Source organism: Enterococcus sp. DIV2384 (assembly GCF_050534975.1).
In the GTDB taxonomy this organism is placed as follows: Bacteria; Bacillota; Bacilli; order Lactobacillales; family Enterococcaceae; genus Enterococcus; species Enterococcus faecalis.
Genome location: NZ_CP172905.1, coordinates 372017 through 390441 on the forward strand (window position 1 = coordinate 372017; position 18425 = coordinate 390441).

The 18425-nt window shown below is 32.8% G+C and carries 13 protein-coding genes, 1 pseudogene and 1 other annotated feature; all 14 genes and pseudogenes read left to right on the forward strand.

Annotation, left to right across the window (positions count from 1 at the left end; all coding sequences use genetic code 11):
• The first annotated feature begins 6 nt into the window (after positions 1–6).
• The 14 genes and pseudogenes from IGK54_RS01880 to tyrS all read left to right on the forward strand — a co-directional run bounded on the left by IGK54_RS01880 (position 7) and on the right by tyrS (position 18177).
• Positions 7–732, forward strand: coding sequence for a flavodoxin family protein (locus IGK54_RS01880; protein WP_142957247.1), 726 nt, complete (start codon positions 7–9; stop codon positions 730–732).
• A 35-nt stretch (positions 733–767) separates the two neighbouring features.
• Positions 768–1205 carry a 3-hydroxyacyl-ACP dehydratase FabZ gene (gene fabZ, locus IGK54_RS01885; RefSeq protein ID WP_232620659.1) on the forward strand — a complete coding sequence of 146 codons (438 nt, stop codon included), beginning with the start codon at positions 768–770 and terminating at the stop codon, positions 1203–1205.
• Between the two features lie 20 nt (positions 1206–1225).
• Complete coding sequence (locus IGK54_RS01890) at positions 1226–2422, forward strand: beta-ketoacyl-[acyl-carrier-protein] synthase family protein (RefSeq protein ID WP_241408333.1); 1197 nt, start codon at positions 1226–1228, stop codon at positions 2420–2422.
• Entirely contained in the window at positions 2412–5522 is a 3111-nt protein-coding gene (locus IGK54_RS01895; protein ID WP_241408285.1) for a non-ribosomal peptide synthetase, read from the forward strand. Before IGK54_RS01890 ends, IGK54_RS01895 begins: the two co-directional genes overlap by 11 nt.
• Positions 5523–5623: 101 nt before the next feature.
• Positions 5624–6466 carry an acetyl-CoA carboxylase carboxyltransferase subunit beta gene (locus tag IGK54_RS01900; protein ID WP_142957249.1) on the forward strand — a complete coding sequence of 281 codons (843 nt, stop codon included), beginning with the start codon at positions 5624–5626 and terminating at the stop codon, positions 6464–6466.
• The gene (locus tag IGK54_RS01905; protein ID WP_142957250.1) at positions 6459–7241 is read left to right on the forward strand and encodes an acetyl-CoA carboxylase carboxyltransferase subunit alpha; all 783 of its coding nucleotides are present in this window, start codon (positions 6459–6461) and stop codon (positions 7239–7241) included. The genes IGK54_RS01900 and IGK54_RS01905 overlap by 8 nt, the downstream gene beginning before the upstream one ends.
• Positions 7242–7264: 23 nt before the next feature.
• On the forward strand, positions 7265–7618 hold the full coding sequence (gene panD, locus IGK54_RS01910; RefSeq protein ID WP_116593288.1) for an aspartate 1-decarboxylase: 354 nt from the start codon (positions 7265–7267) through the stop codon (positions 7616–7618).
• Between the two features lie 1101 nt (positions 7619–8719).
• Positions 8720–10699, forward strand: a complete 1980-nt coding sequence (locus IGK54_RS01915; protein WP_078071534.1) for a sensor histidine kinase — start codon at positions 8720–8722, stop codon at positions 10697–10699.
• A complete protein-coding gene (locus tag IGK54_RS01920; protein ID WP_002361211.1) occupies positions 10680–11288 on the forward strand; it encodes a response regulator transcription factor in 609 nt (202 codons plus the stop codon). Before IGK54_RS01915 ends, IGK54_RS01920 begins: the two co-directional genes overlap by 20 nt.
• Positions 11289–11715: 427 nt before the next feature.
• Positions 11716–12591, forward strand: coding sequence for an aldo/keto reductase (locus tag IGK54_RS01925; RefSeq protein ID WP_002384874.1), 876 nt, complete (start codon positions 11716–11718; stop codon positions 12589–12591).
• Positions 12592–12613: 22 nt separating this feature from the next.
• Positions 12614–13096 carry a VOC family protein gene (locus IGK54_RS01930; protein WP_002361213.1) on the forward strand — a complete coding sequence of 161 codons (483 nt, stop codon included), beginning with the start codon at positions 12614–12616 and terminating at the stop codon, positions 13094–13096.
• A 106-nt stretch (positions 13097–13202) separates the two neighbouring features.
• Positions 13203–14605: pseudogene (locus IGK54_RS01935) on the forward strand (IS3 family transposase).
• A gap of 172 nt (positions 14606–14777) precedes the next feature.
• The gene (gene cls / locus IGK54_RS01940) at positions 14778–16223 is read left to right on the forward strand and encodes a cardiolipin synthase (protein ID WP_002361214.1); all 1446 of its coding nucleotides are present in this window, start codon (positions 14778–14780) and stop codon (positions 16221–16223) included.
• 291 nt (positions 16224–16514) lie between these two features.
• Positions 16515–16729, forward strand: a binding site (T-box leader).
• A 191-nt stretch (positions 16730–16920) separates the two neighbouring features.
• Positions 16921–18177, forward strand: coding sequence for a tyrosine--tRNA ligase (gene tyrS / locus IGK54_RS01945; RefSeq protein ID WP_002355444.1), 1257 nt, complete (start codon positions 16921–16923; stop codon positions 18175–18177).
• Positions 18178–18425: the final 248 nt, after the last annotated feature.

Below are 18425 nucleotides of genomic sequence, written 5' to 3' on the forward strand. Positions count from 1 at the left end.
GGCTATATGATTGTTACTATAATAAACGGAAGTCCACGAGGAGAAAAGGGACATACAGGAATGATGCTTAGAAGTTTTAAAGAAGGTGTTGTTGAGCGTGGAGGAATATGTCATTCGATTAACCTAAATAAGAGTCAATTGAAAATGTGTACGGGTTGCTTTAGATGTTGGAATCAGCATAACGGCCAATGTGTACTAAAGGATCCAATGAATGAATATTTGAAGAGGATTCGTCAGTCAGATGTGCTAGTTTTAGGAACACCATTGTATTATGACAACGTTTCAGCTCTTTTAAAAATATTTTTGGAACGACTGTTACCTTTACATAAGGGACAGCTTGTTGTTGCTTCTGACGGATTATATAAACATGCTGTGATTGAAAAAAATCCTGATTTAATTATAATGGCATCTTGTGATCTTCCAGAGAAAGAGCACTTTAGTATTGTGAGTGATTATGCGAAAAAAATAGCAAAAAATTTAGAAGTTGATATATTAGCTGAGATTTATAAAAGTCAAGCTCGGGCTTTTGATTTGAGTTTTAAAATTTTAACACAAAAATTGTTAGCCTTTAGAGAAAATCTACGCCTAGCTGGCTGTGAGTTAGTTGATACAGGAAAGATTAGTTCAGAAATTATTGAAAAGATATCAGAGGATATTTGTACAGTAAAAATATTTGTTGAAAGTGCAAATAATTTCAGTAAGAAGAATAGTCAAATTTATTTTAAACGGTGATACAAATGAAAGGAAGTTTAGGGGGAAGGATAACTTTGAATCAATTTATTACAGAAGTCTTACCACATCGAAGACCGTTTTTATTTGTAGATGAAATAATTGAGCAAGAGTATGAGAAGATAGTTATTGGTAAGAAAACTATTAAGGAAGACGAATTTTGGGTTGAGGGACATTTTCCAGGAAATCCAGTATTTCCAGGAGTACTAATTTTAGAGACAATGGCTCAGGTTGGTGGGTTCTTATTTTTTGAAAGAAAACAGCAGCAGACTGCTAAGAGATCAACATTCTCCTATCTTACACGAGTAGATAATTTGAAACTTAAGCGCAAGGTAATTGTTAATGATGAAATAATTATAATTGCGAAGCTAATCAGCAAAGAAAAGCATCTGGCAAAAGTATTTGTACAAGCGAAAGTTAAAGATAAAAAAGTAGCTGAGGCAATAATTGGATATGCTTTTTTAGATGTGCTTTAAAGAAAATAATGAATGGAGGAGTGAATTTGAAGAATAAAGTGGTTATTACTGGTATAGGAATAAATTGCTGTTTAGGAAAAAATAAGCAAATGATTATTGATGAGCTTAGAAAAGAAAATTATTTTAAGATGACATCATTAGCTGAGTTTGATGACCTTGGGGAAATGTATTGTGGTATCAATCACAATGTAGAAAAGGAAGAAGTAAAGACGATTTTCTCAATGGATAAATCTGAAAAAATGGCTCTTCATGCTATGAAAGAAGCTCTAGAGCATGCAAATTTAGTCTTAGATAATAATCTACGTCTTGCTGTATCTTTGGCAACATCGATTATGGGATCTGATTACTTAGAAAATTATGTAAAAGAAACAGAAAATTTATATTGGATTCTAAATAGTAAGGCTTGTCTTAGACGTGTTATTCAAACTATGGGAATTAGTGCGCCAATGTATACAACTAGCTCCGCCTGTGCTTCTGGAACAGCTGGCTTCGGGATTGCTGTGGACTTAATTGAATCAGGTGAGCGAGATGTCGTTATTTGTTGTGGAACAGATCATATTTCTGCTATTTCAATATATGGATTTAAATCCTTAGATGCTCTAAGCTTATCTCTTGCTAAGCCCTTTAGTGAGGAACGAGATGGGATTAACTTAGGGGAAGGGTGTTGTGTTTTAATTTTAGAAAATCAAACGTATGCGCAGAATAGAGGAGCAACCTCTTATGGAGAAGTAGTTGGTTATGGATTATCTAATGATGCCTATCATATGACAAGCCCGATACCGGATGGAACGGGGGCTTTATCTGCAATGATGCAAACGACTGAAAACAAGAATATTTCGAAAGACAATAGTTTATATATTAATGCTCATGGCACCGGAACGAAAGCTAATGACGTGATGGAGAGTAAGGCGATAGCTTCTTTTCTGTCAGAAACTGAATTAAAGTGTCATATATCTTCTACAAAATCTATGACAGGTCATTGTTTAGGAGCTGCTGGGGCAGTAGAGTTGGGACTTTCTTTGATTTATCAAATGAGTGAACTTAAGCCAATAACAGCAAACTCTGATGAAAGACTTTTAACAGAATTGTCTTCAATGAATGACCAAGGTTTCAACTATAAATATACATTGTCAAATTCTTTTGCCTTCGGTGGTAGCAACGCAAGTATTTTGATAAAAAATCTTCCAACAAAACAGGAGCAGTCAAATGAATACTAAATCTGTTTTGGAGAATTACAATTTATTCTTAGAATTTGAAAAACAAGCAAAGTTATTTCCTAAAAAAATTGTTATACAAAATAGTGGTAATGGGATTACAAATGAAGAGTTAACTGGACATGTCCAACAGATTGCCAGTGGATTGTGTGCTAAAGGATTAAAAAAAGGGGATGTAGTAGGTGTGATGCTTGAAAAAGGCGATTACTATCCTGCTGTTCTTTTGGCTTGTTTAAAGCTCGGATTAGTATTTTTACCGTTGGATGCTACGCATCCAGTTAATCGAATTAAGCAAATTGTAAATGTTTCAAAGGTGAGATTGATTGTTTCAAATAAAATTTTAAACAATGATTACATAGATTCCCTTATATATAGTTGCGAAGTGCTTTGTGCACTGCGAGATAAATCAATTCTTATGCCAACGGTACAAATTGAGCAAGCGGATCCAGCTTATATTATTTATACCTCTGGCACAACTGGATATCCTAAAGGTATTATTGGTAATCATGCTGGGTTACATAATCTTGTTGAAGGAATGAGGAAAGTAATAAATCAAACAGATATTGAGACGGTAGGGGTATTTGCACCGACGATATTTGATCCATCCATAGCACAAATATTTTTTTCGCTATTAACAAGTAACAAACTGATATTTATTCAAGAAAAATTAAAACAAAATCCACTTAATTTACTTGAATTTATAAAGATAAACAAAGTGGACATCATTGATATAACGCCATGCTATCTACAGTTGGTTTTGGATAGTTTACGTTTTAGCACGTACTCATCTTTTTGTTTACCTACAATTATTAGTTGTGGAGAACCTTTACCACTTAAATTAGTAGATAACTTATATTCTTTTGATTCTATGAAGAATACAAGAATTTTCAATTTTTATGGACCAAGCGAGTGTTCTGTTTATTCGACAGTATTGGCTATCGACAAAAAAAAAGCTAAAAATATAGAAAAAATGTCTATTGGATACCCTTTAAGTGGTGTTAATATAGTTATTCTTAATGAGAAGGCAGAAGAATGTGATTGTTTAGTTGAAGGTGAAATATGTATCTATGGGAAAAATATGTCAAATGGATATGTCGAAAAAGAACTTAGTGGACAGTATTTCGTTACTCACCCAATGTATCCTGATAGTCTCTTGTATAAAACTGGAGACAGAGGTTATAAAACAAAAGATGGCATGGTTTATTATATAGGAAGAAAAGATGATCAAATAAAAATACGAGGTTTTAGGATAGAGTTGAAAGAAATTGAATTAAAGTTAGAGGAAGTACCCCGAATTGATAGAGCGGTTGTTTTAAAAATTAATGATATTGGAAAGGACAAGTTGATAGCTTTTTATTTATCTAAGCAAAGAATATCAGAAAATAGAATACATAAGTACTTGAAAGGAAAGTTACCCGATTATATGATTCCGGATCATTATGTATCTGTTGAAGAGTTTCCATTAAATACAAATGGCAAAATTATAAAGAAAGAACTTGTTAATTTTTACAATAAAATTAAGATAGATTATAAAGATGAAATCGTTTTACATGAAAGGACAAAAAAATTATTACAAGAAGTATCTTCAAATTTTTCAATTGATTTAGCATATGTAGATGAAGACTTCTCTAGCCAAGGGATTAATTCTTTAGATATGTATCGACTGTTGATGTATCTTCAAGCGGTATATGAAATAGATATACCTTTTGAATGTTTAGCAGAATACAATTCGGTAAAATCATTTTTGAATGATATAGATGATCAAATCAATAAAAAAAGTTCTAAAGAAATTTCTTTGAAAGTAACTGGTGCACCTGAGGAAGTAACAGCACTTCCATTTCAAAAATTCTTGTTAGAACTTGAAAAAAAGGAATTGAAGAAAAATCAGTTGCCAAATATTTCATCATATAATATGGTATTCAGTATTCGATTTAACAAATACATTGATCCTTCGATATTTAAAAGAGGCATTGAAAGGATTTTACAAAGACATGCTATATTTTCTTACTATTTTGAAAAAGATAATGTCAATAACAAGGTAAAGCTATTACGAAGTAAGCAGATAGCAAGTGGTTATTTAGAAATTCATGACTGTAAGTGTCTGAAGGATATACATTTGTTCAGTTATCTACAAGCTTTTTTTGATTTAAATACCCCATGTCTATATCAATTTTTGTTGTTTGAAGATACGAATGAGCAGCAAATGCTTGTATTGAATATTCACCATTGTATTTTTGATTATTATTCTTTGCATATTTTTTTATATGAGCTTTTTAACAGCGTGGAAAATACAATTATTTCTGAGGATGCTGGTTACGTAAATTATATAGAAAGTCGTTCAAATCAAAAAAATCAACAAAGTATTGATTACTTGCTTGAATATTACAAAAATAGAAAAAAAGCTGTTCGTTTGATTGGTGATTTAGAAGATCAAAAAATAAAAGTATATAGCAATCACTTCTATAAAGAATACTCATTTTCATTTGGAGAAGAACTTTTGACAAAAGTCAAGAGAGCTTGTAAAGGAATGAGCTGTACAGAATATATGCTATTGTTTTCTGCGTTTGCGTTATTGATTTATCAGTACACTGGGAGAAAAGATTTTTCTGTGGGGACATTTCTTCCGGGACGTAAGGGAACACAGCATTATCGTTCTATTGGTTTGATGACTGAAATGCATGGTATTCGATTCAAATTGAGCAAACAGCAACAAATTAAAGAATTTGTCAAAGAGGTGAAAGAAAATATACTCAATCACTATCCACATCAACAAATTAGTATGCAAGAAATTTTTCAATGTATGCCCTTTGACGAACTAGTAAAAGGTACACTGTTTGATATAGTATTCAACTACATGTCTTATCAGAAAATCGTAGTTGATGAATACGAATGTACAATTAGAGACCATTCAGGGATAGCAGAGGGTCTACCCTTAGTATTTGTTATTTCACAATATGATAATGAACTAATTATTACTATTAAATATAACTATAAAATGTATTCATCCCAGTATATTGAGCAGTTAGTATCAGATTATGCCGTTATTTTGAAGAAAACATTGATCAATGGGAATTTAATGGTAGTTGATTTACAGCGAGAGTGAGAATCAAAGACAAACATAATTTTTAAGAATAGACCACGTAACAAGTTTTTCTGACTATACAAAGAATTTTTAGTTTAAGAATTACAAAGTGAGGGACAAATATGGTAAAAAAAATCTGTTTGGATGATTGTGTAGAAAATAGTGTACCAGAAGAAGTTATCTGTTTTGAATGTAAAAAAAAATCTTTGAAAAGAATATTATTAGAGCAGTACTATATTTGTGCTAATTGTGGAAAGCATTTGAAAATTGATCCATATATACGAATTAAGCTATTAACAGATTTAAATAGCTTTGTTGAATTGTTTGACGATGTTCGAGAAAAAAAATCAGTAAAGATGGCTGAATATCAAATTAAATTGAATAAGGCAAGAGAAAAATCCGAATTCCAAGAAGCTGTTGTAACTGGAACTGCAAGAATAGATGGGAAGAAATTAGCCTTAGCAATAATGGATGTTGATTTTTTAATGGGCACACTAGGATACGTTGTTGGAGAAAAGCTTGCGTTGATAACTGAATATGCGACGAGACACAATATGCCCTTGGTTATTTTTTCCTGTTCGGGAGGTGCAAGAGTTCAGGAAGGAATAACTTCTTTGATGCAGATGGAGAAGGTATCTATGTTATTAAATTTACATGATAAAAAGGGCTTATTGTATATTTCTGTTTTACTTAACCCGACTGCAGGAGGTGTAGCTGCTAGTTTTGCTATGCTCGGAGATATTAATATTGCAGAGCCAGGTGCGATGATTGGGTTTACTGGAAGAAGAGTAATTGAACAAACTATAAGAAAAGAGCTTCCTGCAAACTTTCAGACTGCAGAATTTCAAATGGAGAGAGGATTTTTAGATGCTATTATTCCGAGAACAGAGTTGAGGAGATTTTTAAACGAAATGATTTGCTCCTGTTTAGCAAATAGCAAAGTAGGTGAGACGGAAGATGATTAACAAAAATAATTGGAAAAAGATTGAAGCAGTGAGAGAAATTGATCGTCCAAATGCGGAAGATTTCATTTGTCATTGTTTTGATTATTTTACTGAATTGAAAGGTGATCGAACATATAGAGATGACCATGCTGTTATAGGTGGAATTGGTCGTATTAATGAGCAGTTTTTCACTATTGTGGGAATTCGTAGAGGAAAAAATATAAAGGAAAATGTATCTTACAATTTTGGAATGCCTCATCCAGAAGGGTACAGAAAATCATTACGTTTGATTAGGCAAGCGGAAAAATTTAAACGACCAGTAATTTGCTTAGTTGATACTCCTGGTGCAAGCTGTGATAGTGATTCAGAGGAAAGAGGGATATCAGAAGCAATTGCACGTAACTTATTTGAACTTTCTTCTGTGGGAGTACCAGTATTGTCAATAATTATTGGTTCTGGAAATAGTGGAGGTGCGCTAGCTTTAGCAATAGCAAATGAAGTTTGGATTGCAGAGGATGCTTATTATTCTGTAATATCACCAGAAGGTTTCGCTTCTATCGTTTGGAAAGACAGCGAGCTAAAGAAAAAAGCAAGTGAAATAATGGAAGTATTTCCAAAACAATTATATGATTTGGAAATAGTTGAAAAAATTATTCCTATATTTTCAGATGGGGAGAGAAATTCTTCCAACTTTGCTTACTTAAGAGAAAAACTAATATTATTTGCTAATGAATATCTTTCTTTATCTGAGCAAGAAATTATAAATCACCGCTACTTACGTTATCGAAAATTTTAAATACAATTACGGGGGGATATTTAATGTTCAAAGAAATCTTAAATGGGAAGATTCATAGAGCTACTGTGACAGATGCAAACTTATCTTATATTGGAAGTATTACAATCGCTAAAGATTTGATGGAATTAGCTAACATTGAAATTAATGAAAAAGTACAGATTGTAAATAATAATAATGGTGAACGATTTGAGACATATACGATTGAGGGGAGAAGTGGCTCTGGCGTTATTTGTCTGAATGGAGCAGCTGCGAGAAAGGTTCAAATCGGAGATGAAATTATTATTTTATCATATTGCATGCTTGAAAAAAACGAAATAATTACTCATACACCTAACATTGTCTTTTTAAATAAAAAAAATGAAGTTATAGAAAAATAATAGATGAATAGTCTTGTCAAAGTTTTATCTATTTTTTAGACATAAAACTAAAAAAGATTATTTGTCAACTAATTAGTATTAAATTAATTAGTAATAAGCCTCAGTGTGTGTTAATATGTATAGTATAAATAAGACTTAGATTGAATTGCTAAGATGAATTAGAAATAGAATAATAGTAGAACTTAGCTTACTATGTATTCCTGTTTCATGATTTAGCTTGCAGAACGTTAGTGAGATTCTGGTCATTTTTTCAGGTGCACTATTTTTATCACTTAGATATTAGGATGATGATTTTTGAATAAGTTCGGTCTGATCTCTACTTCAAGTAAGAATAATTATCTTAGTTGAAGTAGAGAATGTTATTATAATTTGATGTAAGCGTTTTTTGGTGTAGAAGATTGGTCAATATGCTAAGTACTTAAAAAATATGTTATATCCGATTATTTCTTGTAGTTTTTCTTACAATACATATTGCGTTTAGGATCAAATCTCTCCATGGACTTGGTTAGACTTAACTAATTAATGGTGGAGATAACGAGTACTTTGTTTGACTATAGGTGTGTTTCCGTATTCAGAGTTACTTAATTGATTTAGTCGTTAATAAAAATCAGCATATTTCGCTAACTTGGTTTTATCGGAAAAACGGTTAAAGAATCAACTTTTTTATTTGAATTGCGCCAATTTGATTATTTTAAAATGATACTTCTTTTAGCTCAGACAACGTTGGATTGTCTGTCATAAAGTGAATATCTAATTTCTCGGAATGTGCATAGGTACTGTAAGATACCTCGAAATTTCGTTGCTTAACGACAGCTTTGCTCGAATTCATATTAGGCTAGCCGCCTAATCTCTACTAGAGGTGGACTCAGCTAATTTGTTGGAGGCTATACCAATGATCTAGGCAAACTTTATATTACAGACTAGCTGCAAGGAGAGCTAACATCTTCTCGTAAGTTTTTCTAAGACTTATTATTCAGGAATCTTACACAGTATTTAGGTAAAAACCGTTATTTTTATTAAAAAAATTGGGGGATAGTTCATAAGATAGAATGAAGGGATAAGCATTCTCTCAAAATATATATTACGAGGAGAAAGTACTTGGTGGATAAGCGAAAGAAAGTTGGAATTGGTTTGAAATGGTTGGTTACCATATCATATATTGTTATTTACTCAGCATTTATGGAAAAAGAAATGAGCTTCCTAAGTTTACTATGCAGTATATATATCATTTTTTTAGGAAGTTTTGTCTATATAAAGCTCCCCCAAAAACTATATTCATTATCTTTTTTTTCATTAACTTTCTATTTGGGTTGGACAGTGTTATTGGTTTACTCGGATATATGGGTTCTAAAGCTAGTAGGACTATTTCTTTTATGTTGCCATCCATTAACCCTTTATCTGTTTTTGTATTCCTTTATACATATAGATGATAAGAAAAAACTTAATAAAAATCGTATTCTTCTATGTTGTGTTTCACTATACAGCTATTTGGCTCTGTTACTTGATTTTTATGTAGGACCTACTTTGATCTTGTTAATGATTTCGTCAATTACTGTCAATTATTTAACAATTATTAAAGAAAAGAAATTTTTTTTTAGTGCACTAAAATATAAAGTTTTGATTACTTCATTACTACTCTCTTTTGTACTACTTATCTTATTTTATTTTATATGCCTGCTTTCCCCAGAGTTATCTTTTTATAACTGGGATAAAATTACCATACTAGTTACTATTTTACCAACTGGTGTAGTTTATATTCTCGTTAAGGAAAGAGAGATTATATTATCTGAAAAATTTCTGTTAGCGTTTTGTATCTTAGTATATAGTGCATTTTTCTTCTTAATTCTAGAAGTAATTGGTATTGTTCTCTGGAAAAGTTTCATTTTGACTATTCTTTTTACCCTAGTATGTTATTTGACTCATCTATCAATAAATGCAATACATTCAAATAAAGTAAAACAATTAAAAAATAATTTTAGGAATTTAAACAACGAAAAGTTAGAAGTACTAGATCAAGTTACATACTCGCAATTTCTCAATAATGTATCTGAATTATTGCTCGACAAATTAGAAGAATTAACTGCGAGCCAAAGACTAGCTGTATTTGTTGAATCAAAAGAAGGGTGTTATTTGCTATGTCAAAAAGGCGAAGCAGTTTTTAATTCACTAAAAAAAGAGATTCATTTACTAAAAAAACAAAAACAAAAAATTAAGTTTCGAAAAAAAGAATATACCTGTATACCCATAATAATCTCTGGATATACAGTTTGGATTTTCTTTGAAAACAATGACAATGATATTGATTTGAAATCTATATATAAAACTGTAGAACAACATGGAACCTTGATAATTACCGTAAGATTACTTCACTTAAATAGCAAAAGTTATGTGAAAGATCCAATAGAGGTCTGTCAATTGTTAAGAATCAAGCTATTTAATAGTATGGAGATTGAGAAGAAAAATTACGCTAATTATCTTCACGATAACATACTCCAGTCTGTTATTGGACTCCATACTTTAATATCAAATTTGTCAGGAGATGTCATGGTTATGGATTTAATTAATGAGGAGTTTTCAAAATTAGTTAGTTCCATACGTTCTGAAATCTTTAACACGTATCCATCAACGCTTTACCATCTTACTTTTAAAGAAAACTTACAAATATTAATTGATGATTTTAACAAAAAATATCCGAATACAGAGTTTACATTGGATTATAGTATTGAGGAAATAATACCACAGCATGTTATTGCTCCACTATATCGGATCGTGAAAGAGTTAAATGAAAATATTGGAAAACATGCAGATGCTGAAATAGGAAAAGTAACAGTTGAAATAGACAACGCTGAGATTCAGTTGATAGTAGAAGACGATGGAGTAGGGGTTGGCAATATTTTAGAGTTTGAAAAATCGTTAATTCAGACGAATGATCACATCGGCCTACTTTCGATAAAAAATGACATTAATTGGTTGAATGGTTCATTTAAGATGTTGTCTTTACCAGGTCCAAATAGCGGTACGAAAGTTTGGGTCACTATTCCTTGTATGAAGGGAGAGCAATATGAAAATATTACTAGTTGATGACCATAAATTGATTGGGAAAAGTCTCGAGATGACTTTAAAAAACTATGCAGATGTTAAAGAGTTTAGATATATTTCAGATCCAATCACGGTTTTTGAAATGATTGAAACATATCGACCATCGATAATTTTGATGGATATTCACATGGGTATGTTCAATGGCTTGGAATTGGGAGAAGAAGTGTTGAGAAAAACAAAAACAAAATTAGTTTTTTTATCTGGATTTGATTTAGCAGAGTATAGAGATAAAGCAATTGGTATCGGAGCTAATGGCTTTTTAGACAAACATATAGCGGTTGACTCTTTGATTGAGAATTTGAAAAAAATAAGCTATGAAGACAAAAAAATATTTCCTCAAACAAGTAGACATGATTTAAAGCACAACCTAATTACTCCTCGAGAAAAAGAAGTATTAAGAATTTTATCGCAAGGAGTAAAACAATCAGCAATAGCTTCCAAAATGAATATTACTGACCGAACTCTTCGTAACTATGTTTATTCCATCAATGAAAAGTTAGAAACAAATTCTGCAATTGCTTCAGTTGTTAAAGCAATTGAACTGGGTATTATAAATGTACGCCTTCAATAATAAATTTTGTTGGAATAAACAGAATTTAGTGTGTTGTATTCTTATAACAAATTTATTATTGTAATTTCAGATTATCTGTTAGAAGTAGATATTCAGAGAATTACAACTTTAAATTGTACTAATGTAGTAACTTCTTTTTTTGGACATTAAAAGAAGCCTATGGCAAGTTCCTCGGAGTAAGGCTAGATTTTAGCTATATGAAAAATTAATCAATGGAACTTCATTGAAGCTACCAAAATCAGTTAGTAACTTTATTGCTGATACCTGAAAAACTAATAAAAAACTAGTATATTTTGTTTCTGGCAGTTCAGGTAATAAAAAAAGTTAAAAATTTTTCAGGCTAAAAAAGCGAATTTACCAAAAAGCGCACTTTTTGGTTCCTATGAAACGAAAAAGTACGTACTATACAGCATGTACGGCACGGTATATGATGATATCAGAAAACGTTAAAGGAGCGAATCAAATGATTACATCACTAGCAGATACAGTAACATTAAACAACGGCACTAAAATTCCAGGAATGGGTCTCGGGGTATTTCAAATACCAGACGAAGAGACAGCAAAAGTGGTCGAAGAAGGGATTATCAATGGTTATCGTTTAATCGATACAGCGCAAATCTATGGCAATGAATCTGGCACAGGAGCGGGAATTAAAGCAGGCTTAGCGGCAACTGGTTTGAACCGTGAGGACTTATTTGTTACCTCGAAAGTTTGGAACGCGCATATTTCCTATGATGAAACAATTCAAGCTTTCAATGATAGTTTGGAACGTTTAGGTTTAGATTATTTAGATTTGTATTTAATTCATTGGCCAGGAAATAATTCTTACAAAGAATCATGGCAAGCTTTAGAAACTTTATACGCCGAAGGAAAAGTGAAAGCAATTGGTGTCAGCAACTTCCAAGTTCATCATTTAGAAGATTTACTTTCTTATGCAAAAGTTGTTCCGGTAATTAACCAAGTGGAACTACATCCAAAATTGGATCAAAAAGAAGTGCGTGATTTCTGTGAAAAACATGATATCAAAGTCCAAGCTTGGTCACCATTGATGCAAGGCCAATTATTATCTAATGAAACCATTTTGGCGATTGCTGAGAACCATAATAAATCAGCAGCCCAAGTGATTTTACGTTGGGATATTCAACAAGATATCTTATTAGCCGTGAAATCTGTCCACAAAGAACGGATGATTAGCAATGCAGCGGTCTTTGATTTTGAACTAAGTGCAGAAGAAATGGCACAAATTAACCAATTGAATGAATCGTTACGTGTGGGACCAGATCCAGACACGTTTGATTTCTAAAAATTAACTAGGAGGAGATACAATGAGTGAAGCAGTTAAAGGTTTTTCAGTAGTCAACCACGTGGGGATTACAGTCAGTAATTTGGATGAATCAGTGAAGTTTTATGAAGCATTAACAGGAACAAAAATCGCAAATCGTGATGAAATTGGTGGAAAACGGATGGCCCAAACACAAGGGTTAGATGATACATTAATCAAGTATGCCAATGTGCATCTAGAAAACATCAATATTGATTTATTAGAATATGTTAAACCAAAATCAGAAAAAGCTTCTTATTCCAACGAACAAATTAGTGCAATGCATATGTGTTTCGAAGTGGAAGATATTGATGCAGCTGTTGCACGTTTAAGAGCGATTGGCGTAGAACCTGATGGAGAGCCGATTACATTCCAAAAAGAAGATGGCTTGAAGAGCGGTTTTGGTACAGGGGTTGCTTACTTTACCGATCCAGATGGTACAAATTTAGAATTGATTGCTCCTAAAGGTCCATTTACACGAAATTAAGTTAAAAGACTTTCAAACAAACATCAAAAAGACCCCCTCATTCTAGTATCATGAGCCGACCCCCAAAAGTTAGACCTAGAAATCTAACTTTTGGAGGTTTTTTTGTATGGCAAAATACAGTTTTGAATTTAAACTTAAACTTGTTCATGACTACTTATCTGGTCAAGGAGGTCTAAGGTTTCTCGCAAAGAAGTATGGGTTTAAAGATAGTTCTCAAATAAGCAAATGGATAAATGCCTATAAAGAACTTGGTGAAGAAGGCCTACTTCGCAGTCGAAAAAATAAGAATTACTCTGTTCAATTTAAGCTAGATGCGATAGAGTTATATTTAACAACAGAGTTGTCCTATCAAGAAGTAGCTAATCTTCTAAAAATGAACAATCCATCATTGATTGCGAATTGGCTTAGAACGTATCAGAAGTTTGGTATAGAGGGACTCTCTAAACAGAAAGGACGTCCACCTACCATGTCTAAAAAGAAACGAAATGAACCCCAACCACTACCAAGTGAACGATCTCAAGTAGAGAAACTAGAAAAAGAAAATAGAATGTTAAAAATTGAGAATGCCTATTTAAAAGAATTGAGGAGACTGCGTTTAGAGGACGAACAAAAAATGAACGAATCGCACGAATCATTCACAGTCTCCGAAGACACTTTCGATTAAAAGATATTTTGGAAACCCTAAGGTTTCCAAAATCTACTTACATGTACTGGCAAAAACGCCTCGACAGAACAGCTTCAACACAAATCATCGAAGAAGAAATTCAAGCGATTCGTAAAAAACATCAACATTATGGCTATAGAAGGATGACCCAAGAATTGAAACGACGTGGATTTCAAGTGAATAAAAAGAAAGTCCAGCGATTAATACAAAAGTTAAAGTTACAAGTCAAAGCTTTTACTAAGAAATCAAGAAAATATAATTCCTATAAAGGAACCGTTGGTAAAATCGCTAAAAATTTGATTCGTCGCCGATTTAAAACCTCTGTTCCTCATCAAAAAATTACAACTGATACAACTGAATTTAAGTACTTTGAAGCAGATAACGCAGGCATCTTTCGTCAGAAAAAACTATACTTAGATCCATTTATGGATATGTATAATAGTGAAATTCTAAGCTATAGCCTTTCTACTCAACCAAATGGTAAAACAGTTATGGAAGGTCTGAAAGAAGCAATTTCTCAAACAAATGATTGTCCCTATCGGCGCACCTTTCACTCTGATCAAGGCTGGGCTTATCAAATGAATGTCTATATACAAACATTAAAGGACAACAATATCTTTCAAAGTATGTCTCGAAAAGGAACCTGTTTAGATAATTCTCCTATGGAGAATTTCTTCAGTATCCTAAAACAAGAAGTGTACTATGGAAAAATCTATCAAAGTCAAAATGAATTGAGAGAAGCAATTGAGAACTACATTTATTATTACAATCATCACCGAATCAAGGAAAAACTTAACTGGAAAAGCCCAGTAGAATTTCGACAATTCAATCAAAAAACTGCATAAAAATAGAGTGGAAAAATCCACTCTATAAAAAGTCTAACTTTTTGGGGTCACTACATCACTAACTAGAATGGGGGCTCTTTTTATTTTTTGAGACAGAAGTCGCTAAAGAAAAGATATTCCAAATCCGTAATTGATGGTATACTAAAACGTAACAAATAAAGGAGGAAGACAATTGATTCTTAGCGTCTTAACAGTTATTTATTTTATTAATGCAATTATTGCGGGAATTACCATTTTGTTAAAACCTCGAGATGTAGCAGCAATTTGGGCATGGCTACTCGTACTGATTGCTCTACCCGTTTTTGGTTTTTTCTTATATTTATTCTTTGGGCGCGGTTTAACCGACAAAAAGAAATTTTATTTGCAACAAAGTGATTTACGGGAATTAGAGAATTTCCAGAATTTCCAAGAAGAAAGTTTTGAACTTTATAGTCAAAAGATGCCGACGGAGGAGCAACAACAGTTTACAGACTTTTTTTCCTCGTTAAATAGGATGCCTCTGACTAAGAAAAATGATGTTGAAATTTTTACGGATGGTACGGAAAAATTCAATGCGTTGATGGCGGACATAAAAAAAGCTCAGCACTCCATTCATATTGAATATTATGCCTTTGTAACGGATCATATCGGCACCAAAATTTTGAACTTATTAGAAGAAAAGGCGGCTGAAGGGGTTGAAGTGCGGTTGCTTTACGATGCCTTTGGCTCAAAGGGCACCAAGGTTCATCATTTGAATGAATTGAAAAAAAACGGCGGTTTTGTCCAAACGTTTATTACTTCTCAAAAAGCACTCTTGAAGTTTCGTTTGAATTATCATGATCACCGGAAAATTGTTGTTATTGATGGGAAAGTAGGCTACATTGGCGGCTTTAATGTTGCCGATCAATATGCCGGAACGACTAAAAAGTTTGGCTATTGGCGGGATACACATTTACGGATTCAAGGGCCAGCAGCCTCATTACTGCAAATGCGTTTTTTAATGGATTGGAACGTCTCTTCCCCTGAGAAAAATCGTGTGGCGTATCAATTGGATTATTTCTTTAAACTTGAAGCATTGGTGCCAGAGGCAAATACATCCATACAGATGATTGCCAGTGGTCCGAACAGTGATCGTGAACAAATTAAATTGGCCTTTATTAAATTGATTACTTCTGCCAAGAAAAGAGTCTGGATTCAAACGCCGTATTTAGTTCCTGATGATAGTGTCTTGGCTGCTTTAAAGGTTGCTGCGGCTTCAGGAGTAGATGTTAAAATTATGATTCCAGATAAGCCCGACCATCCGTTTATTTATCGAGCAACACAGTATTACGGCCGCTTATTGATGAAAGAAAATATTGAAATTTTAATTTATAACGGTGGTTTCTTACATGCGAAAACAATGATTATGGATGATGAAGTCTGCACAGTTGGTTCAGCCAATCAAGATATCCGAAGTTACAAATTAAACTTTGAAGCAAATGCTGTGTTATATGATAAAAAAATCATTGATCAATTAGAAGCAATTTTCTTAGAAGATCGAAAAAAATGTACAACAATGACTCCAGAAGTTGTTCGCGACATGTCAAAATGGTTGATTTTTAAACAACAAATTTCACGATTATTTTCACCAATTCTTTAAAACTCTTTTTCACAAAATGACGAACTTCTGATCCGAAGTTCGTCATTTTTCTTCGGGAATTTTATAAAAGTATAGAAAATCACAAAAAAAGTCAAAAAAATTTTAAAGAATATTTTTTAAATTTTTTCGTTATTTTTTTATCTGTAGTTGTTGTTAAAACAAATAAATATTATTTTTAATTCGTTATTTTATTTTTGCGAAAAAGGGACATCTTTTGTAAAAGTAAAAAAAATTAAGCAAAGAGTGTTGACAAAAAAAACGAAAAGGAATATGCTACATGTACAAGTTAAATACAAAGCAATGACAGAAAAGCAGTAGAGAAATAACCACTGTTACAGAAAGCTAGTGGCGCTGGAAACTAGTACACGTTATTTATCGAATTACATTCTTGAGCTTCTGCCTACAGGGCACGGGTAACAGCGTTATTTGTTAAGAGGTATATAGTATTTTAAATAAATTAAACTATGTATAAATTTGGGTGGTACCACGAGAAATTCGTCCCTAAGTCGTTTCGACGGCTTAGGGATTTTTTGTATTCTTTTTTTGAATACGTGGCAGACCAAAGAAAATTTCGTGAACCCGTGTATACATAGAAATAAACACGGAATATCGTGTAAAAACAAGTGTGTTAATCGTTTGTTTCGTTAAATGAACGATTTCCTATAAAGAGATAATTATAAATATGGAGGGTGATAACATGAATATCATTGACGAGCTAGCATGGCGTGATGCAATCAATCAACAAACAAACGAAGAAGGACTAAGAGAACTTACAGAAAATACGAGCATTTCGCTATATTGCGGTGTCGATCCAACTGGAGATAGCATGCATATTGGACATTTAATTCCTTTTATGATGATGAAACGATTCCAATTAGCAGGTCATCACCCATACATTTTAATTGGTGGCGGAACTGGAACAATTGGTGATCCGAGTGGACGAACAACTGAACGTGTCTTACAAACGATGGAAGCTGTGCAACATAATGTGGACAGTCTTTCAAACCAAATGAAAAAATTATTTGGTAAAGATGCTGAGGTAACAATGGTGAACAACTACGATTGGTTATCAGAACTATCTTTATTAGATTTTTTAAGAGATTACGGGAAAAACTTTAATGTCAACACGATGTTGGCAAAAGACATTGTCGCTAGTCGTTTAGAAAGTGGCATTTCCTTTACAGAATTCACATACCAAATTCTTCAATCAATTGACTTTTACACATTGCATAAAAAACATAATATTCAATTGCAAATTGGTGGCGCTGATCAATGGGGCAATATCACTGCAGGATTAGATTTGATTCGTAAAAAAGAAGGACCAGAAGCCAAAGTATTCGGGTTAACCATTCCTTTAATGCTAAAAGCAGATGGTACAAAATTTGGGAAAACAGCGGGTGGCGCTATCTGGTTAGATCCTAAGAAAACCTCACCATTTGAATTCTACCAATTCTGGTTAAACCAAGATGATCGTGATGTCATCAAATACTTGAAATTCTTTACTTTCTTAGATAAAGAAGAAATCGATGCGTTAGCTGAAAAAGTTGAAAAAGAACCAGGTAAACGTGAAGCACAAAGACGCTTAGCTGAAGAAGTGACACGATTTGTTCACGATGATGCAGCATTAGAAGAAGCGCAAAAAATTTCAGAAGCTCTTTTCTCAGGCAACATTAAAGACTTAACGATTGAGGAAATCGAGCAAGGGTTAGAACATGTGCCAACTGTTGAAATTACCAAAGATGCTAAAAACATCGTAGATTGGTTAGTTGACACAGAAATCGAACCATCAAAACGTCAAGCTCGCGAAGATGTGAGCGGAGGAGCTATAAGTATTAACGGTGACCGAGTTACCGATTTAGATTTTGCAGTCGATCCAACACAACATTTCGATGGAAAATTCGTTGTTGTACGGAAAGGGAAGAAAAATTACTTTTTAGCAAAAGTAATGGATTAGAAATTGATAATAATTTCACGAAGAGAAGACGTGTGATTATTTGATCAAAGTTAAAATTCTATTTCTCCTTACAGGTAGTGGTGAAACCGTTAATACACCTAATAAGAGTGGGATTGTACACACAATCCCACTCTTATTTTTTTATATAATGGTTCTGACAAGACACCTTGTGAAAAAATTATAAAATTAAAGAGCTATGATAACCATTGTTATTTTTCTTCTTTACACTTTAGCCGTTTGGGTGTAAG

Excerpts from the sequence above, each read along its gene's own strand:
- IGK54_RS01880 (WP_142957247.1), top strand. The coding sequence starts at position 7 with ATGATTGTTACTATAATAAACGGAAGTCCACGAGGAGAAAAGGGACAT.
- IGK54_RS01895 (WP_241408285.1), top strand. The coding sequence starts at position 2,412 with ATGAATACTAAATCTGTTTTGGAGAATTACAATTTATTCTTAGAATTT.
- IGK54_RS01930 (WP_002361213.1), top strand. The coding sequence starts at position 12,614 with ATGAGTGAAGCAGTTAAAGGTTTTTCAGTAGTCAACCACGTGGGGATT.
- IGK54_RS01920 (WP_002361211.1), top strand. The coding sequence starts at position 10,680 with ATGAAAATATTACTAGTTGATGACCATAAATTGATTGGGAAAAGTCTC.
- IGK54_RS01900 (WP_142957249.1), top strand. The coding sequence starts at position 5,624 with ATGGTAAAAAAAATCTGTTTGGATGATTGTGTAGAAAATAGTGTACCA.
- IGK54_RS01925 (WP_002384874.1), top strand. The coding sequence starts at position 11,716 with ATGATGATATCAGAAAACGTTAAAGGAGCGAATCAAATGATTACATCA.
- tyrS (WP_002355444.1), top strand. The coding sequence starts at position 16,921 with ATGAATATCATTGACGAGCTAGCATGGCGTGATGCAATCAATCAACAA.
- panD (WP_116593288.1), top strand. The coding sequence starts at position 7,265 with ATGTTCAAAGAAATCTTAAATGGGAAGATTCATAGAGCTACTGTGACA.
- IGK54_RS01905 (WP_142957250.1), top strand. The coding sequence starts at position 6,459 with ATGATTAACAAAAATAATTGGAAAAAGATTGAAGCAGTGAGAGAAATT.